This window comes from Achromobacter ruhlandii, from assembly GCF_002082135.1.
In the GTDB taxonomy this organism is placed as follows: domain Bacteria; phylum Pseudomonadota; class Gammaproteobacteria; order Burkholderiales; family Burkholderiaceae_B; genus Achromobacter; species Achromobacter ruhlandii.
Genome location: NZ_CP017433.1, coordinates 2,253,076 through 2,280,026 on the forward strand (window position 1 = coordinate 2,253,076; position 26,951 = coordinate 2,280,026).

Consider the following 26,951-nt stretch of genomic DNA (forward strand, 5'->3'; position numbering starts at 1 on the left):
CGTCATCCCCAATTTGGATCGCTCATCTTGCCGGAAACTTCTACACCACCGCGCCGCATCGTCATCCTGATCTCGGGACGAGGCAGCAACATGCAGGCGTTGGTCCAGGCCTGTCGCCAACAGGGCTGGCCCGCCACGATTGCCGCCGTGATCGCCAGCCGGCCGGACGCCGCCGGCCTGGAATGGGCCGCGGCCCAGGGCATCGCCACGGCGGCGCTGTACCACAAGGACTATGCCAGCCGCGAAGCGTTCGACGCCGCGCTGGCCACGGAAATCGACCTGCATGCGCCGGACTACGTCATCCTGGCCGGCTTCATGCGGGTGCTGACCCCCGGCTTCGTCAATCGCTATAGCGGCCGCCTGGTCAACATCCATCCGTCGCTGCTGCCGGCGTTCCCGGGGCTGCACACGCACGCCCAGGCGCTGGCCACCGGGGTGCGGGTGCATGGCTGCACCGTGCATTTCGTGACGCCGGTGCTGGACCATGGTCCCATCATTGCCCAGGGCTGCGTGCCGGTCCTGGCCGGCGATACGCCGGAAAGGCTGGCCGAACGTGTGCTGGAAGTCGAACACCAGGCTTTTCCAACCGCCGTGCGCTGGCTGGCCGAGGGCCGGGTTACCCTGACGAATGACCACCGGGTGGACGTGCAGGGCGATCCTGATCGCCTGTTCACCTGGTCCGCGGCGGCCTGAGCCGACGCCAGCCGCGCAGCCGGGCCGCCGACGGCCCTGAGTCGCATTTATCGGGCGGCATGTGTCCGCCCCACTGGAATACACCATGAGCAAACCCCAATCCCCGCGTTCCCGCCCGGCAGCCGCCGGTGGACGCTCCGCCGAAGGGCGCGACGGCCGCTCCTTCTTCTCGCGTCCCAAGGGTGAGGCCCGCGCCGCCCAGGAGCGCGCGCCACGCCCCGAGCGCGCCGCCAGCGGCCGCGAAGGCCGTCCCGACGAGCGCCGCGACAGCCGTCCGGCCCCGCGCCCCTCCTATGAGGCGCCGCGCGGCGAGGGCCGTGGCGAACGCGGTTCCTTCGGCGGCGACCGTCGCGAAGGCTCGGGCCGCCCGACGCCGCGCCCTTCCTACGAAGGCGGCCGTGGTGAAGGCCGTGGCGAGCGTGGCGCGTACGGGTCGGACCGCCGTGAAGGCCAGGGCCAAGGCCGTGGCGGTGAGCGCGGTTCCTTCGGTTCGGACCGCCGCGAAGGCTTTGGCCGTCCGGATTCGCGCCCGTCCTACGGCGCCCCGCGCGGCGACGGCCGCGATGGCGAGCGTGGCTTCCAAGGTTCCGACCGTCGCGAAGGCCAGGGCCAGCGTGATGCGGCTCCGCGGAAACCGCAATTCAACCGGCCGCGCCTGTCGTATGCCGCCAGCCGCATCGACCAGGTGCAGCGTGTGCTGGGCGAGATCCTGCAATGGACCTACCCGGCCGACGCGGCCCTGTCGCACTGGCTGCGTGGCCATCCCGGCCTGGGCGCGCGCGACCGCTCGGAAGTGGCCGAAGCCGTCTACGACGTGCTGCGCCACCTGCGCCGCTACCGCCAGTTCGGCGAAAGCGGCGTGGGGCCGGCTTCGCGCCGCCTGGCCATCCTGGGCCTGGCCGCCACGCTGGGCAAGGAAACGCTGCAGGAGGGCCTGGACCCGGCCGAAGCCGAATGGCTCCAGCGCGTCCTGCAGATCGACCTGGCGACGCTGCCGCGCGCCGTGCGCGGCAGCATCCCCGATTGGCTTGACGAGCGCCTGGGCGCCATGGAAAGCCCCGAAACCTTGATCGAAGCGCTCAACCGCCAGGCCAGCCTGGACCTGCGCGTCAATCCGCTCAAGGTCGAACGCGACGCCATGTTGGCCGAACTGCAACAAAGCGCTGGCCGCTACGAACCCGTTGCCATGCCGTATTCGCCCTGGGGCATCCGCATGGAAGGCCGTCCGGCCATTAACCGCTGGCCGCAGTTCGAGAATGGCAGCATCGAGGTGCAGGACGAAGGCAGCCAGTTGCTGGCCTTGCTGGTGGCGCCGCGCCGCGGCGAAATGGTCATCGACTTCTGCGCCGGCGCTGGCGGCAAGACCCTGCTGCTGGGGGCGCTGATGCGCTCGACCGGCCGTCTCTATGCCTTCGACGTCTCGGCGGCCCGCCTGGCGCGCGCCAAGCCGCGCTTTGCCCGCAGCGGCCTGTCGAACGTGGTGCCGGTGGCGATCGAAAGCGAGAACGACGCCCGCGTCAAGCGGCTGGCCGGCAAGGCCCAGCGCGTGCTGGTCGACGCCCCGTGCAGCGGCATCGGCACGTTGCGCCGCAATCCCGACCTGAAATGGCGTCAGCATCCCGAGGCGCTGGCTGAATTGGGCCAATTGCAGGAACGCATCCTCAACAGCGCCGCGCGTTGTGTCGCGCCCGGCGGCCGGCTGGTGTACGCCACCTGCAGCCTGCTGGCCGAGGAAAACGAGGTGCAGGCCGAACGCTTCCTGGCCAGCCACCCCGACTTCGAGCGCATCGACGCGGCCGAGATCCTGGCTGCCCGCTGCGAGAACCTGAAGCTGGAGGGGCCCTACGTCCAGCTGCGACCGGATGTCCACGGCACCGACGGCTTCTTTGCCGCCGTGTTCGAGCGCCGCAAGAAAGCGGTTGCGGCCGCCGAAGCCGATGCCGGGGCCGACCTCGGCGCCGAGGCGCCGCTGGAAGAGGGCGCGCCGGCCGTCGAAGGCGTGGAAGACGACGAGGCGGCGCCGATCACGGCCGCCTCCGACGACAAGCCCGCGGCCTGAGTGGTGAGACCGGCCCGTGGGGCGGGTCCACGTGGCCAGTCCGGGAAGGCGGTGTGTGAAGCCGGTCCGTGAAGCCGGATCGTGAGGCCGGTTCGTGAGGCCAGTTCATGAGGCCAGTTCATGAGGCCAGTTGATGAGGCCAGTTGATGAGGCCGGACCCCGAGCCGGCCGTCCTGGCGCCGATTGCGCTGGGGGCGGGTCAGTCGATGGACCGATCCGACCGGCTGTCCACGGACCTGTTCCGACGCCCGGCCTGCGGGGCGAAGGCCGCCGGCTCGCTCAAGGGGCCGGCGCGATGCCGAGCGTGGCGCTATAGCGGCGGATTCCGATGGTCTTGTTCTGGTACTTCACTTCCCAGGCCAGGGAATCGGACCCGGGCTGGTTGGCTTGATAGACCAATTGCGCGATTGGCACTGTCTTATACGCGCAACGTCCGGAATCGCCGGACTGGCCGCGCGTCTGCACGATGCTGGCGACGCCCAGGCGCGGCTGCAGGGTAATGGTGACGCGGGGCGCGCGCAGGGCCAGGCAATCCGATCCGCGGATCTCGTAATAAGACGCCAGCACAGCTATGTCCCCGGTTTTCAGGGACTGGGCGCCAGCGGGCATGGCCAGGGAAACCATCGCGGCAGCCAGGGTGGAAAAAAAATAGGGACGGATATTTTCGACGAACATCGTGTAGCGGTGGGAGCGGTGATGGCGGACCGAAGTGTGCGCCAGGCGCGTGGCGGCCGCAAGACAGCGGCTCAGCCTGACAGGAACTTTAACGGCGACGGGCGGCCAAAACCCAGTGGCCATGTGCCGACGATTCCCCGCCAGGATGACGCCAGTGGCGTTGCCGGCGGGCCGCCGCACCGGCCGCGAGCTTGCCGTCAAAAGGTCAAAAACAGGTCAAAAGCAGGGCTTAGTCCTTGATTTCCCTCAAAAACTATTTTGAAACTCCGTTGTCATAACGCGGCAAAGGTAAGCTAAACTTTAGGCACTCTTCAAGCGAGGCTCATTACAGCTTTATGGATTACATCCTCTCCTTCATTGCCGGCGGTCTGACCCAAGCCACTTGGTGGCAGATCGTCGTTTTCACCCTGGTCATGACGCACATCACCATTGTGTCCGTCACCGTCTTCCTGCACCGCAGCCAGGCGCACCGGGGCCTGGATCTGCATCCGGCCGTCATGCACTTCTTCCGCTTCTGGCTCTGGATGACGACCGGCATGGTCACCAAGGAATGGGTTGCCATCCACCGCAAGCACCACGCCAAGTGCGAAAAGGAAGGCGATCCCCATTCGCCCATCCTGTTCGGCATCTGGAAGGTGCTGTTCCGCGGCGCCGAGCTCTACCGCGAAGAATCCAACAACAAGGAAACCATGGCCAAGTTCGGCCACGGCACGCCTGACGACTGGCTCGAACGCAACGTCTACAGCAAGCACAGCCTGTGGGGCGTGCTGACCATGCTCGCCATCGACATCGCCCTGTTCGGCGCGATCGGCGTCACGGTCTGGGCGGTGCAGATGGCCTGGATCCCCTTCTGGGCGGCCGGCGTCGTCAACGGCATCGGCCACTACTGGGGCTACCGCAACTACAACAGCCCGGACACCAGCACCAACGTGTTTCCGTGGGGCATCGTGATCGGCGGCGAAGAGTTGCACAACAACCATCACGCCCACGGCACGTCGGCCAAGTTCTCGGCCAAGTGGTACGAGTTCGACATCGGCTGGTGCTACATCAACATCCTGAAGTTCCTGGGCCTGGCCAAGATCAAGAAGGTCGCGCCCAAGCTCAAGCTGGATGATTCCAAGACCGGCATCGACCTGCGCACGCTGCAGGGCGTGATCACGCACCGCTACGAAGTCATGGCCCGCTACGCGGACGTGATCAAGAGCGCCGCCCGCGAGGAACTCGCCAAGCTGAAGGCCTCGCGCCAGGACGGCAACGCCGATTGCGGGTGGACCAAGCTGCACAAGGTGCGCCGCGCCATCCACCGCAACGAGGACATCCTCCAGCCGGAACAGCTCGAAGCCGTGGACAAGGCCATTGCCCAGAACAAGTCGCTGTCGACGCTGGTGCAGATGCGCCGCGAACTCGGCCGCATCTGGGAAAGCTCCAGCGCCAGCAGCGAACAGCTCCTCCATGACCTGCAGGCCTGGTGCCAGCGCGCCCAGCAAAGCGGCATCGCCGGGCTCGAGCAATTCGCTCAACGTCTGCGCCGCTACGCGGCATGATGCTAGAGAAGCTCAATCCTGAACAACGCGCCGCAGTAACGTTAGAACCGCAGCACGCCCTGGTCCTGGCCGGGGCGGGCAGCGGCAAGACCCGGGTGCTCACCACCCGCATGGCCTGGCTGATTCAAACCGGCCAGGCCTCGCCTTTTGGGCTGCTGGCCGTCACGTTCACCAACAAGGCCGCCCGCGAGATGCTGGCGCGTATGTCGGCCATCCTGCCGATCGATACGCGCGGCCTCTGGATCGGCACCTTCCACGGCCTGTGCAACCGCATGCTGCGCGCGCATCATCGCGACGCCGGCCTGCCGCAGACCTTCCAGATCCTCGACGTCACCGACCAGCTCGCCGCCATCAAGCGGCTGATGAAGGCCAACGGCGTCGACGACGAAAAATACCCGCCGCGCGATGTGCAGCGCTTCATCAACGGCGCCAAGGAAGAGGGCCTGCGCCCCGCCGACGTCGAAGCCTATGACGCGCACCGCCGCCGCCTGATCGAGATCTACCAGCTCTACGAAGCCCAGTGCCAGCGCGAAGGCGTGGTCGACTTCGCCGAACTGCTGCTGCGCGCCTACGAACTGCTGTCGCGCAACGCGCCGGTGCGCGAGCACTACCAGCGCCGTTTCCGCCACATCCTGGTCGACGAGTTCCAGGACACCAACACGCTGCAGTACAAGTGGCTGCGGCTGCTGGCTGGCGGCGGCGCGGCGATCTTCGCCGTGGGCGACGACGACCAGTCCATCTACGCGTTCCGCGGCGCCAACGTCGGCAACATGTCCGACTTCGAGCGCGACTACGCGCACGGCACCGTCATCCGCCTGGAGCAGAACTACCGCTCGTACGGCCACATCCTGGATTCGGCCAACGCGCTCATCGGCCACAACAGCGGCCGCCTGGGCAAGAACCTCTGGACCGACCAGGGCGAAGGCGAACCGGTGCGCGTCATCGAACAGCCCTCGGACGGCATGGAAGCGCAATGGATCGTCGACGAGATCCGTTCGCTGATCCACGAAGGCAGCCTGCGCCGCGAGATCGCCGTGCTCTACCGCAGCAACGCGCAGTCGCGCGTGATCGAACACGCCATCTTCTCGGCCGGCATTCCCTACAAGGTCTACGGCGGCCTGCGCTTTTTCGAGCGCCAGGAAATCAAGCACGCGCTCGCCTACCTGCGCCTGATGGCCAACCCGCACGACGACACGTCGTGGATGCGGGTGGTGAATTTCCCCACGCGCGGAATCGGCGCGCGCACGCTGGAACAACTGGCCGACGCGGCCCGCGCGCATGATTCCAGCCTGTACTCGGCGGTGGCGCTGGTGGCGGGCAAGGGCGGCTCCAACCTGGCCCAGTTCGCCCAACTGATCCATCGCCTGATCGAGGAAACGCGCGACCTGCCGCTGCCCGAAATGGTCGAGCACATGCTCGAAGCCAGCGGCCTGAACGCGCACTACAAGGCCGAGCGCGAAGGCGCCGAGCGCCTCGAAAACCTGAACGAACTGATCACCGCCGCGGCGGTGTTCGCCTCCGAGGAAAACTACGACGGCATGCCCGCTGGCGTGGTGCCCGATCAGGACACCTCCAGCACCTTGATGCCTGGCGTGGTCGATGCCGCGCCAGTGGTGTCCGACGGCCTGACGCCGCTGGCGGCCTTCCTGTCGCACGCCGCGCTCGAAGCCGGCGACAACCAGGCGCAGCAGGGCCAGGACGCCGTGCAGCTCATGACCGTGCACGCGGCCAAGGGCCTGGAGTTCGACGCCGTCTTCATCACCGGCCTGGAGGAAGGCCTGTTCCCGCACGAGAACAGCATCCTGGAGCAATCCGGCCTGGAGGAAGAGCGCCGCCTCATGTACGTGGCGATCACCCGCGCGCGCCAGCGCCTGTACATCAGCCTGGCGCAAAGCCGCATGCTGCATGGCCAGACGCGCTACGCCATGCGGTCGCGCTTTCTCGACGAAATCCCCGAGCAGCACCTGAAGTGGCTGTCGCCCAAGGCCGGCCTGACGCCGTCGCTGAGCGCCGGCGGCGGCTGGAACGGCAATCGCGGCGACGCCTTCGGCCGCAAGCCCACCAACACCATTGCGCCGCGTCAACCGCGCGGCACGGCCTCCGGCGTCACGGTGGGCGACAAGCAGTATCGTGTGGGACAGGGCGTGCACCACGCGCGCTTCGGCGACGGCACCATCGTCAGCCTGAGCGGCGCGGGGCAGGACGCGCAGGCGGAAATCCATTTCCGCGATGTCGGTTCCAAGACGCTGGCTCTCGGCATCGCCAAGCTGGATATCGTTCAAGGTTGATAGACATGGCCAATCAAGACTCCCCGAAAGCCGAACTGGCAGCGCTGCGCGCCGAAGTCGACGAGATCGACCAGCAGATCATCCTGCTGCTGGGGGTGCGTTTTCGCTGCACGGACATGATCGGCGAGCTCAAGCAAGCCAACGACATGGACCTGGTGGACCCGGTGCGCGAAGACCAGCAGGTCCAGCGCATCCGGCGCCTGGCCGAAGAGGCCGGCGTGCCGCCGGCCCTGGCCGAAACCATCCTGCGCGAAGTGATCGACACGGTGGTCGATCACCACACCCGGTTGCGCGAGCGTCCCTACTCGTGATGCGTGGGGGGGGCGGTGGCCTGCCTGGCCGCCGTCACCAAGCGCAACGGCAGTTCCATGGCCGCGGCTCCAGCCGCGGCCATTCTTTTTTCCGCGGCGCGGGAGGCCGCGCCGCGCCTCGATGTAAAAGCGCCCTGCGCCCGACCTGATTGTGTTGTCGGGCAGAAAGTGGTTCCTGCGACGCGGAGCCGCTGGCGTCCGCTATAGGGTTTTCAGAAACGCCAACAGCGCGTCGATCTCGGCCGGGCTCAGGTCGAGCGGCTTGATGTGTTCCGACTTGCGCGGCGCGTACGGGTCGGGAGGATCGGCCGGCGGCGCGTCGCGGCCCATGCCAGCGTTGTACATCCGCAGCAGTCCGCGCAGGTCCGGGAACAGGCCGTTGTGCATCCATGGGCCGGCTTGCGCCACGTTGCGCAGGCTCGGCGTGCGGAACCTGCCCAGGTCGGCGGGATCGCGGGTGGCCTCGTAGCGTCCCAGGTCCTGGTTGCGGCGGCCGTAGAACGACAGGCCGATGTTGTGGAACTGATGGTCGGTGAGCAACGGGCCATTGTGGCAGTTCATGCAGCGCGCCTGCGTGCGGAACAGATGCAGGCCCAGTAGTTCGTTATCGTCCAGCGCATCGGCGCGGCCAGCCAGGAATTCATCGAAGCGCGTCTTCTCGGGGCGCAGCGAGGCCACGTAGGCGGCCAGCGCGCGCGCCAGGCGGTCGGCGTCGATGGCGGATGCCCTGGTCGATGCCGCAGGCGCTTGAGCTGTCGGTATCATTGCCGCCGATGCCGATGCCGATGCCGATGCCGATGCCGATGCCGATGCCGGTGCCGGTGCCGGTGCCGTTGAGCCAGCCGCTGATGAAGCCGGCGCAACTGTTGATGAAGCCGATGCAGTCGCTGGAGGAGACACCGCCGTCGCGCCGCCGAACGCGTCCAGGAAGCGCGCGGGATACATGTCGGTCTCCCGCAGCCGCGCCACCGCCCCGGCGGCGTCGTGGTTCATTTCCCGTGGATCATGTATCGGTCCCATCACCTGCTCCTTCAGGCTGGCCGCGCGGCCATCCCAGAACAGCCGTGGCGCGAACGGCGCGGCATACAGCGGCGTGGAGCGGCGCCGGCCCATCAGCTTGTCCTCGCCCACCGCGAGCGGCAGGCCGTCGGTGAAGGCGCGCTGCGGTTGGTGGCAGGAGGCACAGGAGATTTGGCCCTTGCGCGACAGGCGGGCATCGAAGAACAGCATCTGTCCCAGCGCCACGATTGCCGGCCGCGCCACGTCGGCGGCCAGTTCGGCCTGGCCGGGGTTGGCGGCGGTCCATTGCATCGGGGGGAGGGAGACCGGCGGCACGGGCGCCCATTCGTTCCATCGCACCCCGGCATCGATGGCGGGCGCGGGCCAGAAGGCAGCGGGGGCGGAATAGTGTGCGCGCAGACAGGCGAGATCCCAGCCCGTCAAGGGGTGGCAAGCGGCATCGGAGACGATGCCGGCAGGCGGGGAGTCGGGCGGCGGCCCCGCCGCGGCGGCCAGGGCCGTCGGCGGCAGGGACAGCGCAACGACAGACAGCAGGGTGGCCACGGCGTTCAGCCGGTGCCTGGATTTGCCACGCAAGGGCATCGGTGCGTTCCTGGTCGCATTCAAGTCAGACGTAGGACGCATCCACGCTGGCGTTCCCTCAGTGCGCGACCGATGAATAATCTATATGGATTTCCATTTTTTGATTGAGGTATGTTGGCTATGGCTCAGAAGCGGTAGCCGACCTGCAGCCAGAGTTCGCGTCCGGATTGATAGACATCGGGACCGGCTCTGCTTTTTGGATTGCTCGGTGCGATAGCGGGCATGCGGTTCAACAGGTTCAGCACTTCAACCGTCAATTCCAGATTGGGGATGACGTTTGGCTGCCATGTCAGCTTGGTATCCCAGGTCCAGTACGACGCCATGTCCCCTGATTTGTAGCGGTCCAGGTTCGCCGGCGCCGGGCCGCGGCCGTCATAAATGGTGGCCGCGCGCCGGCTGCGCCAGTTCAGCATGTTGCTCCAGGTGATGCCGGCGCGCGGGTAAGCGCCGATCAGGGTCAATGTGGCGACCTGCGGCTGGTAGAAGGAAGAGGGCGGCAAGTCGAGGGCGCGAATCTCGGCGTTGTTGTAGATGACGCGCTCGTCGGGATCGCGCGCGCCGCCGTCGTAGCCGTCGACCAGATCGTTGTTGGTCTTGCGCTTTTGCCAGCTCCATATGGCCACCAGGTTCCAGCGTGTCGCGTCGATGCGCCAGGGCTCCAGGGTCGCGAGCATCAGGTAGACGCTGTCGGTAACGGAGGCGCCATCGTTGGTGTAGCGATAGCTGTAGGGGTCGTCATTGCTGATGCGCCGCCGGGTCCATTGGTCCCGGCCATTGCGGTGCACGTAATTAATCCTGCCTTCCAGGGTGGCGAAACGCTGGCGCAACGAGACGGCCCACTCGTCGTCATGGGGCATGCGCAACCCCGCATACTCCGTCATATAGGGCCTGGCGCCACGGTCGACGGGGTTGCCCTTGCCGTCGATCTCCAGGCGGGACAGCCGCTGGCGCTCGGCCCAGAGCGCGGTCTGCAGCACTTCGGCGCCGTAGTAGCGGGACCAGCCCGCGCTGAGCTGCGTATTACCCGAACCGAACATATCCCAATCCAGGCGGGTGCGCGGCGCCAGACTGCCGGTGTGCAGGAAGCGCTCGTGGTCGTAGCGCAGGCCGGCGTCCAGCGCCAATCCGCGCCATTCGATGCGATCGGCCAGATACAGGCTCTCTACTTGGTATTTCACATCGATGGTGCCAGGGAGATAATGGGTTTTGCTGCGGTCCGTGTACGTGCCATCGGCGTGGTGGGTGCGATTGAGTGAATAAGAGTCCTGGAAGCGCTTGAATCCGGCATTGATCTGGCTGAGGTCCAGGCCCGCATAGGCCGAGTGCGTGAAGGCGCCGGTGCGCAGCGGATCGAGATCGACGCGGCTCTTGATCGACCAGGTGTCCTGTTGTGTCTGTTCCCGCCCAAAGCCGCCGCTGGTGTAATTCGGCAGCGGCAAGACCACATGGGTCACAAGTTCGTTGTCGGGCGATTGGCGATTGCTCAGGGCATGATCCCAGCCGGCCTTGAGGGTGATCTGGCCGCCTTGGAAGACGCGCTCCAGGTTGCCGCTCAACCCATAGGCGCGATGATCATGGACCCAGTGGGTGTAGCGGAACAGATCGCTGGCCAGTCGTTCGCGCCGGTCGCTGTATTTCAGGATGAGGTCGGCGGTGGTATCGGCGTTGGCCTGGACGCTGAACTTGCCCAGGAAGTTGTCGATGCGGTCGCGATAATTGTTGTGGTTATACAGAAGGCCCTTGCCCGTTTCGTCCACGCCCAGGACCGCGCGGGAGATCAGGGATTGCCGCTGCGACAGGGCCAGGACCATGCCGGCCTTGTCGTTGACCGCGATGTCGCCGATGGCGGAATAGAACTGCTTTTTCCATTGGGGCGAAAAGCCGGGCCGGCCCCGGGCCCAATTGTTCTCTTCGCCGGGGGCGACCCGTTGCCGGGTCATGCCGGAAGTGTTCCAGCGGTAATCCAGCTTCAGTTGGTTCTTGCCAGAGAAGCGCCGCAGCCGCGCGTCGACCACGCCGCCGGTGAAGCGGCCGTATTCCACCGGCACGAAGCTGTCGTGGACATGAACCTCCTCCAGCAAGCGGGTGTCGATGAAATAGGACTGCGAATTGCTTGGGACGTTGCCGATCTGCAGGTTGAGATTCTTGCTGGCAGGATCCACCCGGTTGGTCGCGTCCATGCCGTCGATCTGGTACAGATTCTGATACGGGCTGGCGCCGAAAAACGAGATTTCCTCGACATCCAGCGACCCGCGATTGCGCGACGCCGCCGCGCCCGGATTCGTCCGCACCGCCGGATGCGTTGCCACCAGCGTACTCAGGTCCCGGTTGGAAGAAGGCGTCGCGGCGATTTCCTCGCGGCCGTAGATGCGCTCGCCGACCTGTTCCCCGTAGACGCGCACCGGTTCGAGCCGCGAGGCCGAGAACGGGTTGGACGGGTCGACGAAGACGATGTAGCGGCCCGGTCCGTCGGCGCGTGGCGCAAGGCCGGAACCGGCCAGCATCTGGTTCAGTGCCTGGAGTGTGGAGTAGTCGCCTCGCAGGGCTGGCGCAAACTTGCCGGCCACGGCGGCAGGCGGGAATGAGATCTGCTGGCCCGATTGGCGGCCCAGCGTCAGCAAGGCGTCGCCCAGCGCTTGCGCCGGGATGTCGTAGGCGGCGAGATCGGGCGATCGGGCCAGGACCGGCGTGGCGGCGGCCAGCACTGCGCAGAAGACGGCAACGGGCGCATGGCGCCGGATTCGACCATTGAAAGAGGTGAGCATGCGAGCGTCCTTGGCTGAAGGGAAACCAGCCATAGGACGCGGCGGACGGCGGCGTACCTCAGCGCCAAGCCAGCGGATTGGCGATGCGACGCTTCGAAGTCAGACCGGATGAATGCTTGCGCCCCGTGTCAGGCCCGCTTCAGAACCGATATCCCACCTGCAACCACAGCTCGCGTCCCGACTGGAACGTGCTGCGGTTGGTCTTCAGGTTGGGATTGCTGGCCGTGACCGCCGGCATGCGGTTCAGCAGGTTCAGCACCTCCACCGTGAATTCCAGGTTGCGCGCGAAGGTCGGCTGCCATGCCAGCTTGGTGTCCCAGGTCCAGTACGACGGCAGTTCGCCGGACTCGTAACGGTCCAGGTATTCCGGCCGCGGACCGACACCGACGTAGATGGTGGCGTCGCGCTTGCTGCGCCAGTTCAGCTTGTTGCTCCAGGTCAGGCCGGCGCGCGGGTAGGCGCCGATCAGCGTGAGCGTAGCGACCTGGGGCTGGTAGAAGGTGCTGGGCGGCAGGTCGATGGCGCGGATCTCCGAGCCGTTGTAGATCACCCGGTCATCCGGATCGCGGGCATCGGCGGTATAGCCGGTGACCAGGTCGCCGTTGGTCTTGCGCTTCTGCCAGCTCCACGATGCCTGCATGTTCCAGCGCGTCGGACCCAGGCGCCAGGGCTCCAGCGTGCGCAGCGTCAGGCTGACGCCGTCGGTGGTGGAAAAGCCGTCGTTGTTGTAGGTGTAGCCCGTGGCCTGCGTGCCGCTCTTGGTCCATTGGTCGCGGCCATTGCGGTGCACGTAGCTGAGCAGGCCCTCGATGCCCGCCATGCGCTGGCGCAGCGACACCGCCCATTCGTCGTCGTAGGGCATGCGCAGGCCGCGATAGTCCACGAAGTATTCCTTGCCGCCGTCGGTCACGGGCTTGCCCTTGCTGTCGAGCACCTGCCGGCGCAGCCGGCTGCGCTCGGCTTCCAGCGCGGTTTCCAGCACCTCGCTGCCGTAGTAGCGCGACCAGCCCGCGCTCAGCAGCGTGTCGCCCGAGCCCAGCACATCCCATTCCAGGCGCGTGCGCGGCGACAGGTTGGTGTTGCCCAGGAACGTCTCGCGGTCGTAGCGCACGCCCGCATCCAGCGCCAGCCGTTGCCACTCGATGCGGTCGGACAGGTACACGCTGGCCATGTTGTATTTCACGTTGACCGTGCCGGGCAGGTAGTGGACCTTGCTGAAGTCCTGGTAGGTGCCCTTGTTGTTGTAGGCGCGGCGGAACGAATACGAATCCTGGAAGCGCTTGAAGCCGGCGTCGATCTGCTGCAGGTCGGCGCCCGCGTACACGCTGTGGGTGAAGATGCCGGTGCGCACCGGGTCGAGATCGACGCGGCCCTTGAGGGTCCAGGTGTCCTGCCGCGTCTGCTCCTTGCCGAAGCCGCCCGCGGTGTATTGCGGCAGCCTGTAGGGTTGGTAGGTCACCAGTTCGTCACCGACGGATTGGCGATCGCTGGTGGCATGGTCCCAGCCGGCCTGCAGCGAGACGCGGCCGCCCTGGAACAGGTGGTCCAGGTTGCCGCTCAGGCCGTAGGCGCCGTGGTTGTTGTCCCAGTGCGTGTCGCGGAACAGGTAGCTGGACAGGGTTTCGCTGCGGTCGCTGTACTTGAGCGTCAGGTCGGCGGTGGTGTCGGCGCTGGCGCGCACGCTGAACTTGCCCAGGAAGTTGTCGACGCGGTCGCGGTAGGTGTCCTGGCCCTGTTGCGGCTGGCCTTTGTCGTCCACGCCCATGTTCCAGCGCGTGATGTCGGATTCGCGGCGCGACATGGCCAGCACCACGCCGGATTTGTCGTTGAAGGCGAAATCGCCCACGGCCGAGTAGAAGCGCTTCTTCCATTCAGGGGAATAGCCCGGCTGGCCCTGTGCCCAGCTGTTCTCCTCGCCCTCGGACACCTGCTGCCGCGTCATCTTCGAGGTGTTCCAGCGGTAGTCGAATGTAAAGTGGTTCTCGCCGGAAAAGCGGCGCAGCCGCGCATCCACCACGCCGCCGGTGAAGCGGCCATATTCGACCGGCACGAAGCTGTCGTACACGCGCACGGCTTCCAGCAGACTGGTGTCGATGAAGTACGACTGCGGATTGCTAGGCACGTTGCCGACCTGCAGGTTCAGGTTCTTGCTGGCCGGGTCGACGCGGTTGGTGGCGTCGATGCCGTCGATCTGGAACAGGTTCTGGTAGGGGCTGGCGCCGTGGAAGGAGATGTCCTCGACGTTGAGCGAGCCGCGGTTCTGCGAGCCGCTGACGCCCGGATTGGTGCGCACCGCCGGGTGGCTGGCCACCAGCGTGCTCAGGTCGCGGTTGGACGACGGCGTTTCTGCAATCTCTTCCTGGCTGTAGATGCGTTCGCCGGCCTGCTCGCCGTAGACCCGCACCGGCTCCAGCCGCGAGGTGGAGAAGGGATGGGTCTTGTCGATGAAGACGATGTAGCGGCCCGGGCCGTCGGCGCGCAGCGCCAGGCCGGAACCGGCCAGCAGGCGGTCCAGCGCCAGCAGGGCGGAATATTCGCCCCGCAGCGCGGGCGACATCTTGCCCGCCACGGCGGCCGGCGGGAACGAGATTTCCAGGCCCGATTGGCGGCCGAGCGCGAGCAGGGCGTCGCCCAGCGCCTGGGACGGAATGTCATACGCGATGGCGCGCGCGGGCGGCTGGGCGGCGACGGGGGCGGTAACGACCAGCATGACGCAAAGAAGAACGGCCGAGGCGCTGGGCCGGCGTTTGCGGTCAAGAGGGAAAGGCATGAAAACGTCCTACGCTGTGTTGATGTCAGCCGTAGGACGCCGCGTAGGACGCAACTCCTCATTGCAAAATAGATGAATAATTTATATTGATTCTTATTTACCAATTGAAAATACCGACGATTGAAGACGCGTGAAGGCAGTGGCACCGAGCGCGGGATAAGCGGGAAAAGAGGATCTTGCGGAACCGGCGATGTCTGCGATGGAGACTGCGCCGGTCTCGCCAGGCCTGCGAGGGCAAGCCCTCAGCGCAGGATCAGCAGGCCGGGCAGGTCGGTGATGCGGACCTTGGTCTGCGCCAGCAGCAGATCGAGCGCGCGCTTGGGATCGGCGATGCCGGCCGTGCCGGAGACGCGGGTGCCGCGCGCCAGCTCGCCCATCACCACGATGCGCTTGCCGGTGTAGCGCGCCAGCTGCGCGGCCGCCTCGGGCAGCGCGGTGTCGTTGAAGGCCAGCAGCCCTTCGCTCCAGGCGGGCGCGGATTCGCGCGGCGCCGGCGCGAGGACCATGCCGGCGGCGGTGACGGCGACGCGTTGGCCGGGTTGCAGGATCCGCGCTTGCGCGTCGGCGCAGGCCAGGCATTGCACCGCCACCTGGTGCGTGTAGACGGTGATGCGGGTCGCGTCGGCGTCGCGTGCGACCGTGTAGCGCGTGCCCAGGGCCGTGGCGCTGGCGTTGGCCGTGACGACCGTGAAGGCGGGGCCATCGGCGCCGCGTGGCGAGGCTTCGAACAGGGCCTGGCCCGACAGCAGGCGCACCTCGCGCTTGCCCGGCCCGAAGTCCACGGCGATGGCCGAATGCGCGTCAAGGATCGCGCGGGAGCCGTCGGGCAGGGCGACGCGCAGCGGTTGCGTGCCGCTGGCGTAGTCGGCGCCGGGCTGGAAGTCGCGCAGGGAATAGAGGGCCATGCCGGTGGCGGTGACGACGGCCAGTGTCAGCAGGGTGCGGCGCTTGCGAGGCGGGCGTGCCGCCAGCTTGCCACGGTCGATCTCGCCCATGCGGCGCCACACGCGCGCCAGGCGGTCAAAGGCGGCCGCATGGCGGGGGTCGGCCTGGTACCAGGCGTCGAATTCCGCCTGCGCCTGCGCGTCCAGGGGCTGGCCGCTGTGCCGGATGACCCAGCGCGAGGCCTGCTCGTCGGCGGACGTGGCGTTGCCGCGGGCGGCGGTCTTGCTCACGCCGACAGCGCCTGGTCGCAGGCCAGCAGGATACGCATCATGTGCTTCTCAACCGCGCTGACCGAGATGGCGAAGCGTTCGGCGATGGCGCGGTAGGTCAGGCCTTCGTGGCGATGCAGGACGAAGACGTCGAGGCTGCGGCGCGGCTGGCGCAGCAGGGCGGTTTCGAGCCGCCGCAGCAGTTGGTTGGCCGAGGCCACCTCCAGCGTGTCGGCCTCGAAGGCGGGCGGTTGCGCGGCGGCATAGTCGGCGGCCAGGGTCAGTTCGCGTCCCCGGCGGCGGTGCCAGTCGGTGGCGATGTTGGCCGCCACGCGGAAGACATAGGCCCGGTGGTTGTCCGGCAGGGTCTTGTCCTGGAACTCGGCCAGCTTGATCCACGTGTCCTGGGCGCAGTCCTGGGCCACGTCGCGCGAGCCGGTGCGCATGGCCAGAAAGCCCAGCACTTCGCGATAGTGCCGGAGAAATACGTCGGTAAGCGAAGACATGTCGCTGACGCCTCGCGCCAGATAGAGTCAGATTCGCGACAAATTATAAATGATAATTATTATTGTTATTGAATGTTGCGACCCAAGGGAAAAGGCGGACGGCGCCAGCCGTCCGCCCGCGGCTCAGGCTTCGCCCTGCTCGATTTCTTCCAGCGAGCCCTGCAGTTCGAGCCACTGTTCTTCCAGCGTTTCCAGGCGCTTGCCATGTTCGCCGTGCTCGGCCATGACCTTCTGGCGTTCGGCGCGGCGCGCGTCGGAATACAGGTCCGGGTCGGCGATGACACCGTCCAGCGCCTGCAGCTTGACGCGCAGCTTCTCCATCTCGGTCTCGACCTTGGCGAGCTTGGCTTCCAGCGGCTTGCGCAGCGCCGACAGGCGCTGACGCTGCTCGGCCTCGGCCCGGCGTTGCGCCTTGCGGTCGACCACGGCCTCGCCGTTCTCGGCGTTTTCGCGGGCGGCCTCGGCGCGTTCGCCGGCGTTGCGGGCCGCCAGCCAATCGCGATAGTCCTCCAGGTCGCCGTCGAATTCGCGCACGGCGCCGTCGGCCACGATCCAGAAGCTGTCCACGGTGGTGCGCAGCAGATGGCGATCGTGCGAGACCAGCAGCATGCTGCCGCCAAACTCGGCCAGCGCGGCGGCCAGGGCCTCGCGCGTCTCGACGTCCAGGTGGTTGCTGGGCTCGTCCAGCAACAGCAGGTTGGGCTTCTGCCAGACGATCAGCGACAGGGCCAGGCGGGCCTTTTCGCCGCCCGACATTGGCCCGACCTTGCTGTTGACCGTGTCGCCCGAGAAGCCGAAGCCGCCCAGATAGTTGCGCAGCTCCTGCTCGCGCGTTTCCGGCGACAACCGCGCCAGGTGGGCCAGCGGCGTGCTGTCCACGTCCAGCATGTCGAGCTGGTGCTGGTGGAAGTAGCCGATCGCCAGCCCGCGCGAGGCGCGGCGTTCGCCGGCCTGCACCGGCAGTTCCTCGGCCAGGGTCTTGATCAGCGTGCTCTTGCCGGCGCCGTTGGCGCCCAGCACGCCGACGCGGCTGCCGGCGCGCACCATCAGCGTCACGTCGCGCAGGATCGGCACCTCATTTCCGGCCGCGTCGGTGTAGCCGGCCGACAGGTGCTCCAGCGTCAGCAGCGGATCCGGCACTTGCTCGGGCGAGGGGATGCGGATGTCGATGCCGGCCTCGGCGTGCAGCGGCGCCAGCACCTGCATGCGGGCCAGCGCCTTGACCCGGCTCTGGGCCTGCTTGGCCTTGGAGGCCTTGGCCTTGAAGCGGTCGATGAAGCCCTGCAGGCGCGCGGCTTCGCGCGTCTGGCGTTCGTAGGCGATGTTGGTCTGGCGCAGGCGCTCGGCGCGCTGCGTCAGGAAGTCGCCGTAGCCGCCGCGGTAGCGCACCAGCTTGGCGTGATCGAAATGCAGGATGGACTTGGCCACCGCGTCCAGGAACTCGGTGTCGTGGGAGATCAGCATGACGGTGCCGGGATAGGCGGCCAGCCATTTCTCCAGCCACAGCATGGCGTCCAGGTCCAGGTGGTTGGTGGGCTCGTCCAGCAGCAGCAGTTCGGACGGCGCCATCAGCGCTCGCGCCAGCGCCAGGCGCATGCGCCAGCCGCCGGAGAAGCTCGCCACCGGCTGGCTCCATTCGGCCGGCTTGAAGCCCAGGCCGGCCAGCAGCTGTTCGGCGCGCGAGGCCGCGCTCCAGGCGCCGGCCTCGACCAGCGCCGCTTCGACCTCGGCGATCTGCGTGCCCTGGTCGTCGGTCAGCTCGGCGCGGCGTGCCTGCAGGGCGCGCAGCGGCGTGTCGCCGTCGATGACGAATTCACGCGCGGGGCGGTCGTCGGCATGCAGTTCCTGTTCGACGCTGGCGATGCGCCAGCCGGCCGGCAGCGCCAGGTTGCCGGCGTCCAGGTCCAGCGCGCCGGTCAGCAGCGCGAATAGCGACGACTTGCCGGCGCCGTTCTTGCCGACGATGCCGACGCGTTCGCCCGGGTGCACCACGAATTCGGCGTCGTCCAGCAGCACCTTGGTGCCGCGACGCAGGGTCAATCCAGAGGCGCGGATCACGTCGTCAACTGCTCGCGGGTCAGCAGCAGCAACTGGTCGGACGCTGCTTCCGTATCCAGCCACACCGGCGACAGCTCAGGGAAGGCGGCTTCGAAGAAATCGCGCTCGTGGCCGATCTCCAGCACCAGCACGCCGTTTTCCGACAGGTAGCGCGGGGCCGCCTGCAGGATGCGGCGCACCAGGTCCATGCCGTCGGCGCCGCCGGCCAGGGCCAGGTGCGGCTCGTGGCGGTATTCCTGCGGCAGCACGTCCATCGAGCCGCTGTTGACGTAGGGCGGGTTGCAGACGATGACGTCGTACTGGCGTTCTGGCAGGCTGTCGAACAGATCGCTCTGGTGCAGCGCGAGGCGATCACCCAGGCCGTAGTCGTCGACGTTGCGGCGGGCGACTTCCAGCGCGTCGGGCGACACGTCGACGGCGTCCACCTGAGCGTAGGGGAAGGCCAGGGCCGACAGAATCGCCAGGCAGCCCGAGCCGGTGCACATGTCCAGCACGCTATCGACAGCCTGCGCGTCCTGCACCCAGGGCGACAGGCCTTCGTCCAGCAGCTCCGCGATGGGCGAGCGCGGCACGATGACGCGCGCGTCCACGTAGAAGCGATGCCCGCGCAGCCAGGCCTCGTTGGTGAGATACGCGGCCGGCACGCGCTCGGTGACGCGGCGGTCGATAAGCTCCAGCACGCGGTTGCGTTCCTCGGTGAGCACGCGGGCGTCCAGAAAGGGCTCCAGCGTGTCCAGCGGCAGGTGCAGCGCGTGCAGGACCAGATAGACCGTCTCGTCCCAGGCGTTGTCGCTGCCGTGCCCCAGCGCCACCTGGGCGGCGTTCAGGCGCGATACGCCGTAGCGGATCAGGTCGCGCAGGGTCAGCAGTTCTTGGCGGGCGGATTGATACATGAGAGGCTTTTTATTCGGCGGGCAGGAGGTTTTCCAGCGTGCGCCGATAGATGTTTTTCAGCGGATCCAGCGAGGCCAGCTCGATACGCTCGTTGACCTTGTGGATCGTGGCGTTGCAGGGGCCGAACTCGATGACTTGGGGGCAGATCTTGGCGATGAAGCGGCCATCGGACGTGCCGCCGGTGGTCGACAGCTCGGCCGTCACGCCGGTCTCGGCCTGGATGGCCTGCACCAGCGCATCGGTCAGCGAACCGCGCGGGGTCAGGAAGGGCTCGCCACCCAGTTCCCAGTCCAGCGTGTATTCCAGGCCATGGCGGTCCAGCACTTCGTGCACCCGCGCCTTCAGGCCTTCCGGCGTGCTGGCGGTGGAGAAGCGGAAGTTGAACAGCGCCACCGCCTCGCCCGGCACCACGTTGGTGGCGCCCGTGCCCGAGTTCAGGTTCGAGACCTGGAACGTGGTCGGCGGGAAGTACTCGTTGCCCTGGTCCCATTCGATCGCGACGATCTCGGCCAGTGCCGGCGCCAACTGGTGCACCGGATTGCGCGCCAGGTGCGGATAGGCCACGTGGCCCTGGATGCCCTTGACCGTCAACGTGCCCGACAGCGAGCCGCGGCGGCCGTTCTTGCAGGTGTCGCCGAGCACGTCGCCCGAGGTGGGTTCGCCGACGATGCAGTAGTCCATCTGCTCGCCGCGCGCCTTGAGCGCGTCACAGACGATGGCGGTGCCGTCGATCGACGGGCCTTCCTCGTCCGACGTGATCAACAGGGCGATCGAGCCGCCGTGCCGCGGGTTGGCGGCCACGAATTCCTCGGCCGCCACCACGAAGGCCGCGATCGAGCTTTTCATGTCGGCGGCGCCGCGGCCGTACAGGTAGCCGTCGCGCTCGGTGGGCACGAACGGATCGCTTTCCCACTTCTCGCGCGGGCCCGGGGGCACCACGTCGGTGTGGCCGGCGAAGACCACCAGCGGCGCGGTGTTGCCACGGCGCGCCCACAGGTTGGTGACGCCGCCTTGGGCGATGGTTTCGCAGGTGAAGCCGAGCGGCGCCAGGCGCGCCGCCAGCGTCGCCTGGCAATCGGCGTCCGCCGGGGTGACCGACGGACGGGCGATCAGGTCCTTGACCAGATCCAGAACAACCGTGGCCGACATTTACGCCCTCAGCAGATCGTTGATGCTGGTCTTGGCGCGGGTCTGCGCGTCGACACGCTTGACGATGACGGCGCAGGCCAGGCTGTGCGAGCCGTCGGCCGAGGGCAGCGAACCCGGCACCACCACCGAACCCGACGGCACGCGGCCGTAGGTGACCTTGCCCGTGGCGCGGTCATAGATCTTGGTGCTTTGCGACAGGTACACGCCCATGGCCAGCACCGAGTTCTCTTCGACGATCACGCCTTCCACGACTTCCGAGCGGGCGCCGATGAAGCAGTTGTCTTCGATGATGGTGGGGTTGGCCTGCAGCGGCTCGAGCACGCCGCCGATGCCGACGCCGCCGGACAGGTGGACGTTCTTGCCGATCTGGGCGCACGAGCCGACGGTGGCCCAGGTGTCGACCATGGTGCCTTCATCGACGTAGGCGCCGATGTTGACGTACGAGGGCATCAGCACCACGTTGCGGCCGATGAAGGCGCCGCGGCGGGCGACGGCGGGCGGCACCACGCGGTAGCCGCCTTGCTTGAAGGCGTTGTCGCCGTATTCCGAGAACTTGAGCGGCACCTTGTCGTAGAACTGCAGCGGGGCCTGGCCCATGATGGCGTTGTCGTACAGGCGGAACGACAGCAGCACGGCCTTTTTGATCCACTGGTGCACGACCCAGTCGTCGTTGATTTTCTCGGCCACGCGCAGGCGGCCCAGGTCCAGCCCGTCGATCGTGTGTTCGACGGCTTCGCGCACTTCGGCGCTGGCGTCGACAGGCGACAGGTTGGCCCGGTCGTCCCAGGCTTTTTCGATGGTGGTCTGGAGGTCGAGAGTCATAGCGGCTCAGCTTTTCAAAAAAGGTTGATCAAACGGAAGTATGTACGAAATGGGCGATGCGTTCGGCCGCCTGCACGCAGTCGGCCAAAGGCGCCACCAGGGCCAGGCGGATGCGCCCCTGCCCGGGATTCACGCCGTGCGCTTCGCGCGCCAGGAAACTGCCCGGCAGCACGGTAACACCGGTACGGCCATAAAGGTCGCGCGCGAACGCGGTATCCGAACCCGGGGTGGCTGCCCACAGATAGAACGAGGCCTGCGGACGCTGCACGTCCAGCACGTTCTGCAGGATCGGCAGCACGGCCTCGAATTTCTCGCGGTACAGGCGGCGGTTGTCCTTGACGTGGGCCTCGTCGGTCCAGGCGGCGATGCTGGCCGCCGACACCAGCGGACTCATGGCGCTGCCATGATACGTGCGGTAGCGCAGGAAGCGGCCGATCAGCGCGGCGTCGCCCGCGACGAAACCCGAACGCAGGCCCGGCACGTTGGAGCGCTTGGACAGGCTGGAGAACGCCACCAGGTTGCGGTAGTCGTTGCGGCCCAGCCGGCGCGCCGCCTGCAGGCCGCCCAGCGGCGGATTGCCTTCGTCCAGGTAGATCTCGGAGTAGCACTCGTCGGAGGCGATCACGAAGCCGTGGCGGTCGGACAGGGCGAACAGGTCTTCCCATTCGTCCAGCGTCATGACGTTGCCGGCCGGGTTGCCGGGCGAGCAGACGAACACCATGCGGGTCTTTTTCCAGACTTCGTCCGGCACCTGGTTCCAGTCGCAGGCGAAATTGCGCAGCGCATCGGCGTTGACGTAATAGGGCGTGGCGCCGGCCAGCAGCGTGGCGCCCTCGTAGATCTGGTAGAACGGGTTGGGGCAGATCACCACCGATCCCGCCGCCGGATCGATCACCGTCTGGGTGAAAGCGAACAGCGCTTCGCGCGAGCCCAGCGCCGGCAGCACCTGGGTCTCGGCATCGGGCGCGGGGATGCTGTAGCGCCGCGCCAGCCAGTTGGCGATGGCCTGGCGCAGCGCGGGATCGCCCTTGGTCGACGGGTACACCGACAGTCCGCCAAGGTTGTCGCGGATGGCCTGCGCGACGCGTTCCGGCGCGGCGTGTTTGGGCTCGCCGATCGACAGGTTGATGGGCGTCAGGCCGTCCGGTTGCGCAGTGGCCGAGGCCAGCAGGGCGCGCAGTTTTTCGAACGGGTAGGGGTGCAGGGCATCGAGGCGCGGATTCATGACGCAAGATTTTAACAAGCAAGCTACAATAGCGGGCTTGGCCTATTGCGAAGGTGGCGAAATTGGTAGACGCACCAGGTTTAGGTCCTGACGCCGTAACAGGTGTAGGGGTTCGAGTCCCCTCCTTCGCACCAACCCTATTCGGGTACTGAATCGGCGCCATGCCGGCAGTATCCCAAGACCCCGAGACATCCGTGTGTCTCGGGGTCTTTTCATTTTGGGAGTCTTTTCATATGGCGGATCTTGGTGATTTCCTTATGAATCAGAGGGTTGATAGGGATGTCGGCTCCGAGCCCGGCCCCGTATTTTCGCGCCTGTACCGCATTTCCCATGCTTGTTATAAAGACGCCTGAAGCTTTTCTTGTCGAGCGAGGGTAAATGTCTCCGATTCAACTGCTTAGCCGCGGCGGCCCGCTGTTGTTGCTCGCCGCGCTCATGTCTGGCTGTTCCTCCTCCTCGCCCGTCAACCCCTGGTCTTCGCCCGCGGCACCGGGCTCCGGTCCCGATTCGTCGCGTGTCAGCCTTGAATGCCGGGTAAGCCGCAGCAGTTGCCTCTACAACGGTAAGTACGAGGTGGGCGAGCGGGATTACGCGGAAGAAGAGGCCAAGCGCCTGAACCGGGCCGAGATGGAACGGTTGCGTCGCGCTTTCGGCGGTTGAGCCAGGATATGAAAAAGCCCGTCAGATGACGGGCTTTTCACATGCGGTGCGCGCTTGATGGGCGTGCACCGCTTTGTTCGTGCTTACTTCAAGAGCTTGGGGAACGCCGGGTCGCGCACCGCCTTCTTGATCAGTTCCTGAACCGCGCCGAGCCCCGCCAGTGCCGTCTGGGTGCAGGCCGTTTCGCCGACGAAACTGGTGGTGAACTTGTAGGTGTCTTCCACCGACAGCGAATTGCCGTTGCTGGATCTCAATGTCAGGGCGCTGACCCATTTGCCGCTGTTGGAACTGAAGTTGAGTTTGTCGAGCGTGCCGGTGAGTTCCACTGGCGCTTTTTCGGCATAGAGATTTGCCATCATGAGCTCACTGACGAGCGCTTTGCGGACGTATTCCGAATACGCCTCGGCATTCGGCGTCTTGACGGGACCGAAAGCGCGGCAGGTCAGCACGCCAGACTTGCTCTGATCGCCGGGGCCATTGTTGAAGGGGCCGACATTCACCTTGACTTCGCCCATCGAACGCAATGCCGATACGGTTTCGGCATCGGCCGAATACCGGGGCACGGCGAACGTCGAACAACCCGAGATCGTCAGCGCAAGGACGACAACGGCAGACAGCTTTAGCATGTACCTCTCCCTATTATTGGTTTCGTTTTGTAGCGCAAAAATAGGGGCGGTACAGCGCGAGATCTGGACGGGCAATAGCAGGCGTTGATCAGGCGAGGGCGGCAGCCGTGGCTTGCGGTCTGCCGTAGAACACCCGGGCGCAGACCGCGCCGCTGACCAGTCCGGGCAAGCCACCCAGGAACAGCGGGAAGCCCAGTTCGATGAGCGAGCTGTCGCGCACCGCGAAGCCCGCCAGGAACACGAAAGCATAGAGGCCGCCCAGCAGCCCCGGCCAGCAGTACGAGCGCCATGTCACGACGGCGGGCCGGCAGGCGCCCGCCACCAGGCCGCACAGCAACGCAGGCACGCCGCCGTACAGGTATGACCAGATCACCAGGAACATGGACGTAAACAGCGTTTCCAGGCTCTTCGCGGCGATGGCCAGGAATAGCGCGAAGATCAGGGTGCCCACCGGGGGGCCCAGCGCGGCGAACAGGGCGGCCCCGGCGGCGGCCGAGCGGGCAATGTCGCCGTGCGTCTTGCCGTCGGGCCGGTGCGACATACGCCAACTCAGCACGCCCAGCGACACGGCGGCCAGCAAATATACGGATAACAGCAGCACAGCGTGGTTCTTTCTTATGCGTCGGTGGGCTTGTTGGGAAACAGGTTCAGCGACAGGATCGCGTCGGGATAGGCCGCCAGCAGCATCCCCGACAGGTGGCCGTGCAAGGCGCCGAACAGCGGCCAGGTCAGCGCCTCGCTGCCGGGCAACAGGTCCAGCAGCATCAGTTGGCCGGTGCGCACGGTGCCGACGAAGTAGGCGCGTTCGTCATGCTGGCCGGTGGGCGTGGCGCGATAGATCTTGGTGGCGCGGCCGCTGTCGTCCTTGCGCCAGCTGTTGCCGCTGGTCGTGGCGCGGGCGCCGATGGGGACGATGTCAGCCTGGATGGTTTCCCAAAGGCTGCGGGCGTTGGCGGCGTATACGACGATGGTCATGATGGGCGCTGTCCTATGCGAAAAACGAGGAACGCGAGGCCGGGCACGGCAAAGTTACCAACGTCTCCGAGGCACGGCAAGCGCCAGCGCGCCAGAATCAGTCGCCTGCCAGTTCCCGCAGTTCATCGGCGCGGTTGATGTTGAGCAGCATCGGGCAGTACTCGTACATGGGCGAACCGACGTGCGACCCGGCCAGCGCGCAATGGCCGTTGCGGTAGGCCAGCCAGGCCTTCTGGGTCTGTTCCAGCTTGACGGCGTCGTCCGGGTATTCGTTGGCCAGGCGCGCCTGGATCCTGGCGTAGAGCGTGTTGATTTCACGCTTGGCGGCCGCCGAGACGCCTTCCGCGCAGGCCCCGACGGTGCCATTGTTGGTGACACCCGCGTCGCGCAGGCAGCGGTCGTACTGGCCCATGTAGTCCGGCGTGGAGGCGCCCAGGACCAGGGCGGGAGACAGCATCAGGGAGAGCGCGAGGGCATGTCGGATCATGGTGGCGCGAAGGCGAAAAGTGGAAGGATCGTGCGCGCCGGAAGCGGCGCGCAGCGCAAGCATACCGCCAGTCGCGGCTTGGTGTTTTCCCGGTTGACACTGCCCTGGATAGTCCATAAAGTCACTCGCACAGATCTAGATAAAAGACCATCTGTAAGATGGTCTTTTATCGCGCGCACGCTGCGTCGACCTCTTACAGAAATAATTCCAAGAGGAGACTGCCGTGCATCAATCAATACCCGTCAAGCTGCGTGGCATCGATGATGTCATCGCGTATATCGATTCTCGCCCGGGCATCGTCGGCCGGGCTGGGCTGATCTGGTGGCTGGCCCTGGGCGGATTGTTCCTGGACGCATTCGCCAATTCCGCGCTCAGCGCGGGCCTGGGGCCCATGACGCGCGACCTGAGCCTGAGCGCGGCCCAGGTGGCGCTGATGACGTCCTTCGCGTCCTGGGTGGCCATCGCCTTCAATCCCATCGGTGGCTGGATGGCCGATCGCTGGGGGCGCATGCGACCGCTGATCGTCGCCAAGCTGCTGGCGCTGATCGGCGCGCTGCTGGTGGTGTTCGCGCCGTCGTTCGACGTCATCCTGGCCGGCCGTTTTTTCGTTGGCGCGGCCTATGGCATCGACTTCGCCATCGCGATGGCGGTGCTGGCGGAATTCACGCCCGTCAGGCTCAAGAGCCGCCTGAACACCTGGCAGGGCATGTGGTACACGGCGGTCTGCTCCAATCTGCTGCTGGCGCTGCTGTTCCACTCCTGGGAGGTGGGCGACGCGATCTGGCGCTATTCGGTCGCGGCCACGGCGGTGTTCGCGCTGACCATTCTGGCGCTGCAGCTGCGCTACATGGTCGAGAGCCCGATCTGGCTGGCGCGCAAGGAGCGCGTCGACGAGGCGGCCGCGGCCATGACCCGCATCTACGGCCAGCCCTTCACGGCCGCGCCGCCGCGCGAACGCGTGCCGGTGACCAACCAGGCGCGGCGCGGGCTGGCCAACGTGCTGCTGATCTTCCGCGGCGTGTACCTGCCGCGCACGATCCTGGCCGCCACCGTGCAGATCGGCCAGTCGATCCAGTACTTCGCGGTGGGGTGGTATCTGCCGCTGATCAGCGCGGCGCTGTTCGGCAAGGACTTCGTCTATGCCACGGTGGGGGCGCTGGTGTTCAACATCTTCGGCATCTTCGGCGGCTTCATGTCGCCCTACGTCGGCCGCAAGCTCGGCCTGCGGCGCGCCTCGGCGTTCGGATTCGCGGCGGTCTTCCTGATGCTGCTGATCCTGGGCACCTTCCACGGCAGGATGCCGCTGTGGCTGGCGGTGGCGGTGCCATCGCTGTTCATCCTGTTCCATTCCGGCGGTCCGGGCGCCAACGGCAAGAGCCTGTCGTCGCTGTCGTTCCGGGGCGAACTGCGGGCCGGCGCCAACGGGGTCATCGGCGCGCTCGGCTCGATCGGGGCGGCGGTCGGCCTGCTGGTGTTTCCGCTGTTCCGCGAGAGCTATGGCCTGGAGAAGACCTTCCTGATCCTGTCGGTCGTGCCGCTGGCCGCCAGCATCATCTGCTTTGCCATCAAATGGGATCCCACCCGCAGCGGCATCAATCCGGACAACGAAGCCGGCGCGCCGCAGTTCAAGGGGGACGAGAACCTGCCCGCGCTCGATCCGGCGCTGGGGAAAACCGCACGATGAGGGA

At 66.7% G+C, this 26,951-nt stretch carries 22 protein-coding genes and 1 tRNA gene; 8 read left to right on the top strand and 15 right to left on the bottom strand.

Going from position 1 to position 26,951, the window contains the following annotated elements; genetic code table 11:
- Positions 1-27 precede the first annotated feature (27 nt).
- Together purN and AruCF_RS10240 are read left to right on the top strand one after the other, a co-directional pair.
- Positions 28-693, top strand: coding sequence for a phosphoribosylglycinamide formyltransferase (gene purN, locus AruCF_RS10235; RefSeq protein WP_049073141.1), 666 nt, complete (start codon positions 28-30; stop codon positions 691-693).
- 694 nt (positions 694-1,387) lie between these two features.
- Positions 1,388-2,752 carry an RsmB/NOP family class I SAM-dependent RNA methyltransferase gene (locus tag AruCF_RS10240; RefSeq protein ID WP_049077689.1) on the top strand — a complete coding sequence of 455 codons (1,365 nt, stop codon included), beginning with the start codon at positions 1,388-1,390 and terminating at the stop codon, positions 2,750-2,752.
- 279 nt (positions 2,753-3,031) lie between these two features.
- Here AruCF_RS10240 and AruCF_RS10245 read toward each other — a convergent pair whose 3' ends face one another.
- Positions 3,032-3,427, bottom strand: a complete 396-nt coding sequence (locus tag AruCF_RS10245; RefSeq protein WP_049073142.1) for a hypothetical protein — start codon at positions 3,425-3,427, stop codon at positions 3,032-3,034.
- Positions 3,428-3,762: 335 nt separating this feature from the next.
- On the opposite strand from AruCF_RS10245, the gene AruCF_RS10250 reads away from it, so the two are divergent.
- Genes AruCF_RS10250 through AruCF_RS10260 form a run of 3 tightly spaced genes read left to right on the top strand, consistent with a single transcriptional unit; the run spans position 3,763 to position 7,570 of the window.
- A complete protein-coding gene (locus tag AruCF_RS10250) occupies positions 3,763-4,971 on the top strand; it encodes a DesA family fatty acid desaturase (RefSeq protein ID WP_049073143.1) in 1,209 nt (402 codons plus the stop codon).
- Positions 4,968-7,259: a UvrD-helicase domain-containing protein gene (locus tag AruCF_RS10255; RefSeq protein ID WP_049073144.1), complete on the top strand. Its 2,292-nt coding sequence runs from the start codon at positions 4,968-4,970 to the stop codon at positions 7,257-7,259. Before AruCF_RS10250 ends, AruCF_RS10255 begins: the two co-directional genes overlap by 4 nt.
- Positions 7,260-7,264: 5 nt before the next feature.
- Positions 7,265-7,570, top strand: coding sequence for a chorismate mutase (locus AruCF_RS10260; protein WP_049073145.1), 306 nt, complete (start codon positions 7,265-7,267; stop codon positions 7,568-7,570).
- A 201-nt stretch (positions 7,571-7,771) separates the two neighbouring features.
- On the opposite strand, the gene AruCF_RS10265 is transcribed toward AruCF_RS10260, so the two are convergent.
- The 10 genes from AruCF_RS10265 to dapC form a co-directional block, all read right to left on the bottom strand.
- Positions 7,772-9,172 carry a cytochrome-c peroxidase gene (locus AruCF_RS10265; protein ID WP_083036694.1) on the bottom strand — a complete coding sequence of 467 codons (1,401 nt, stop codon included), beginning with the start codon at positions 9,170-9,172 and terminating at the stop codon, positions 7,772-7,774.
- A 125-nt stretch (positions 9,173-9,297) separates the two neighbouring features.
- Positions 9,298-11,937 (bottom strand): TonB-dependent receptor, encoded by a 2,640-nt coding sequence (locus AruCF_RS10270; RefSeq protein WP_049073146.1) that lies wholly within the window; start codon positions 11,935-11,937, stop codon positions 9,298-9,300.
- A 139-nt stretch (positions 11,938-12,076) separates the two neighbouring features.
- Complete coding sequence (locus AruCF_RS10275; protein WP_049073147.1) at positions 12,077-14,707, bottom strand: TonB-dependent receptor plug domain-containing protein; 2,631 nt, start codon at positions 14,705-14,707, stop codon at positions 12,077-12,079.
- 242 nt (positions 14,708-14,949) lie between these two features.
- Positions 14,950-15,882, bottom strand: coding sequence for a FecR family protein (locus tag AruCF_RS10280; RefSeq protein WP_049073148.1), 933 nt, complete (start codon positions 15,880-15,882; stop codon positions 14,950-14,952).
- The gene (locus AruCF_RS10285) at positions 15,879-16,367 is read right to left on the bottom strand and encodes an RNA polymerase sigma factor (protein ID WP_049073149.1); all 489 of its coding nucleotides are present in this window, start codon (positions 16,365-16,367) and stop codon (positions 15,879-15,881) included. Before AruCF_RS10285 ends, AruCF_RS10280 begins: the two co-directional genes overlap by 4 nt.
- 123 nt (positions 16,368-16,490) lie before the next feature.
- Positions 16,491-18,425, bottom strand: a complete 1,935-nt coding sequence (locus AruCF_RS10290; RefSeq protein ID WP_100509190.1) for an ABC-F family ATP-binding cassette domain-containing protein — start codon at positions 18,423-18,425, stop codon at positions 16,491-16,493.
- Positions 18,422-19,318, bottom strand: coding sequence for a 50S ribosomal protein L3 N(5)-glutamine methyltransferase (gene prmB / locus AruCF_RS10295; protein WP_049073151.1), 897 nt, complete (start codon positions 19,316-19,318; stop codon positions 18,422-18,424). The genes AruCF_RS10290 and prmB overlap by 4 nt, the downstream gene beginning before the upstream one ends.
- A 10-nt stretch (positions 19,319-19,328) precedes the next feature.
- Entirely contained in the window at positions 19,329-20,468 is a 1,140-nt protein-coding gene (gene dapE / locus AruCF_RS10300; protein WP_049073152.1) for a succinyl-diaminopimelate desuccinylase, read from the bottom strand.
- Positions 20,469-21,290, bottom strand: coding sequence for a 2,3,4,5-tetrahydropyridine-2,6-dicarboxylate N-succinyltransferase (gene dapD / locus AruCF_RS10305; protein ID WP_006386215.1), 822 nt, complete (start codon positions 21,288-21,290; stop codon positions 20,469-20,471).
- Between the two features lie 28 nt (positions 21,291-21,318).
- Positions 21,319-22,515: a succinyldiaminopimelate transaminase gene (gene dapC, locus AruCF_RS10310; protein WP_049073153.1), complete on the bottom strand. Its 1,197-nt coding sequence runs from the start codon at positions 22,513-22,515 to the stop codon at positions 21,319-21,321.
- Positions 22,516-22,562: 47 nt separating this feature from the next.
- Here dapC and AruCF_RS10315 point away from each other — a divergent pair.
- Together AruCF_RS10315 and AruCF_RS10320 are read left to right on the top strand one after the other, a co-directional pair.
- Positions 22,563-22,649: transfer RNA gene (locus AruCF_RS10315), tRNA-Leu, on the top strand.
- 244 nt (positions 22,650-22,893) lie between these two features.
- Positions 22,894-23,175 carry a hypothetical protein gene (locus tag AruCF_RS10320; protein ID WP_080977391.1) on the top strand — a complete coding sequence of 94 codons (282 nt, stop codon included), beginning with the start codon at positions 22,894-22,896 and terminating at the stop codon, positions 23,173-23,175.
- A gap of 83 nt (positions 23,176-23,258) precedes the next feature.
- Here AruCF_RS10320 and AruCF_RS10325 read toward each other — a convergent pair whose 3' ends face one another.
- The 4 genes from AruCF_RS10325 to AruCF_RS10340 form a co-directional block, all read right to left on the bottom strand.
- Positions 23,259-23,801, bottom strand: coding sequence for a hypothetical protein (locus tag AruCF_RS10325; RefSeq protein WP_049073154.1), 543 nt, complete (start codon positions 23,799-23,801; stop codon positions 23,259-23,261).
- Between the two features lie 88 nt (positions 23,802-23,889).
- The gene (locus AruCF_RS10330; RefSeq protein ID WP_049073155.1) at positions 23,890-24,402 is read right to left on the bottom strand and encodes a hypothetical protein; all 513 of its coding nucleotides are present in this window, start codon (positions 24,400-24,402) and stop codon (positions 23,890-23,892) included.
- A gap of 14 nt (positions 24,403-24,416) precedes the next feature.
- Positions 24,417-24,776, bottom strand: a complete 360-nt coding sequence (locus AruCF_RS10335) for a hypothetical protein (RefSeq protein ID WP_049073156.1) — start codon at positions 24,774-24,776, stop codon at positions 24,417-24,419.
- A 97-nt stretch (positions 24,777-24,873) separates the two neighbouring features.
- Positions 24,874-25,263 carry a lysozyme inhibitor LprI family protein gene (locus tag AruCF_RS10340; protein WP_053086043.1) on the bottom strand — a complete coding sequence of 130 codons (390 nt, stop codon included), beginning with the start codon at positions 25,261-25,263 and terminating at the stop codon, positions 24,874-24,876.
- Positions 25,264-25,486: 223 nt separating this feature from the next.
- Between AruCF_RS10340 and AruCF_RS10345 the strand changes: the two genes are divergently transcribed.
- Positions 25,487-26,947 (top strand): MFS transporter, encoded by a 1,461-nt coding sequence (locus AruCF_RS10345; RefSeq protein ID WP_049073157.1) that lies wholly within the window; start codon positions 25,487-25,489, stop codon positions 26,945-26,947.
- Positions 26,948-26,951: the final 4 nt, after the last annotated feature.

Excerpts from the sequence above, each read along its gene's own strand:
- AruCF_RS10285 (WP_049073149.1), bottom strand. The coding sequence starts at position 16,367 with ATGTCTTCGCTTACCGACGTATTTCTCCGGCACTATCGCGAAGTGCTG.
- AruCF_RS10245 (WP_049073142.1), bottom strand. The coding sequence starts at position 3,427 with ATGTTCGTCGAAAATATCCGTCCCTATTTTTTTTCCACCCTGGCTGCC.
- AruCF_RS10275 (WP_049073147.1), bottom strand. The coding sequence starts at position 14,707 with ATGCCTTTCCCTCTTGACCGCAAACGCCGGCCCAGCGCCTCGGCCGTT.
- prmB (WP_049073151.1), bottom strand. The coding sequence starts at position 19,318 with ATGTATCAATCCGCCCGCCAAGAACTGCTGACCCTGCGCGACCTGATC.
- AruCF_RS10270 (WP_049073146.1), bottom strand. The coding sequence starts at position 11,937 with ATGCTCACCTCTTTCAATGGTCGAATCCGGCGCCATGCGCCCGTTGCC.
- AruCF_RS10325 (WP_049073154.1), bottom strand. The coding sequence starts at position 23,801 with ATGCTAAAGCTGTCTGCCGTTGTCGTCCTTGCGCTGACGATCTCGGGT.
- dapC (WP_049073153.1), bottom strand. The coding sequence starts at position 22,515 with ATGAATCCGCGCCTCGATGCCCTGCACCCCTACCCGTTCGAAAAACTG.
- dapD (WP_006386215.1), bottom strand. The coding sequence starts at position 21,290 with ATGACTCTCGACCTCCAGACCACCATCGAAAAAGCCTGGGACGACCGG.
- AruCF_RS10335 (WP_049073156.1), bottom strand. The coding sequence starts at position 24,776 with ATGACCATCGTCGTATACGCCGCCAACGCCCGCAGCCTTTGGGAAACC.
- AruCF_RS10255 (WP_049073144.1), top strand. The coding sequence starts at position 4,968 with ATGATGCTAGAGAAGCTCAATCCTGAACAACGCGCCGCAGTAACGTTA.
- dapE (WP_049073152.1), bottom strand. The coding sequence starts at position 20,468 with ATGTCGGCCACGGTTGTTCTGGATCTGGTCAAGGACCTGATCGCCCGT.
- AruCF_RS10320 (WP_080977391.1), top strand. The coding sequence starts at position 22,894 with ATGTCTCCGATTCAACTGCTTAGCCGCGGCGGCCCGCTGTTGTTGCTC.
- AruCF_RS10340 (WP_053086043.1), bottom strand. The coding sequence starts at position 25,263 with ATGATCCGACATGCCCTCGCGCTCTCCCTGATGCTGTCTCCCGCCCTG.
- AruCF_RS10260 (WP_049073145.1), top strand. The coding sequence starts at position 7,265 with ATGGCCAATCAAGACTCCCCGAAAGCCGAACTGGCAGCGCTGCGCGCC.
- AruCF_RS10250 (WP_049073143.1), top strand. The coding sequence starts at position 3,763 with ATGGATTACATCCTCTCCTTCATTGCCGGCGGTCTGACCCAAGCCACT.
- AruCF_RS10265 (WP_083036694.1), bottom strand. The coding sequence starts at position 9,172 with ATGCCCTTGCGTGGCAAATCCAGGCACCGGCTGAACGCCGTGGCCACC.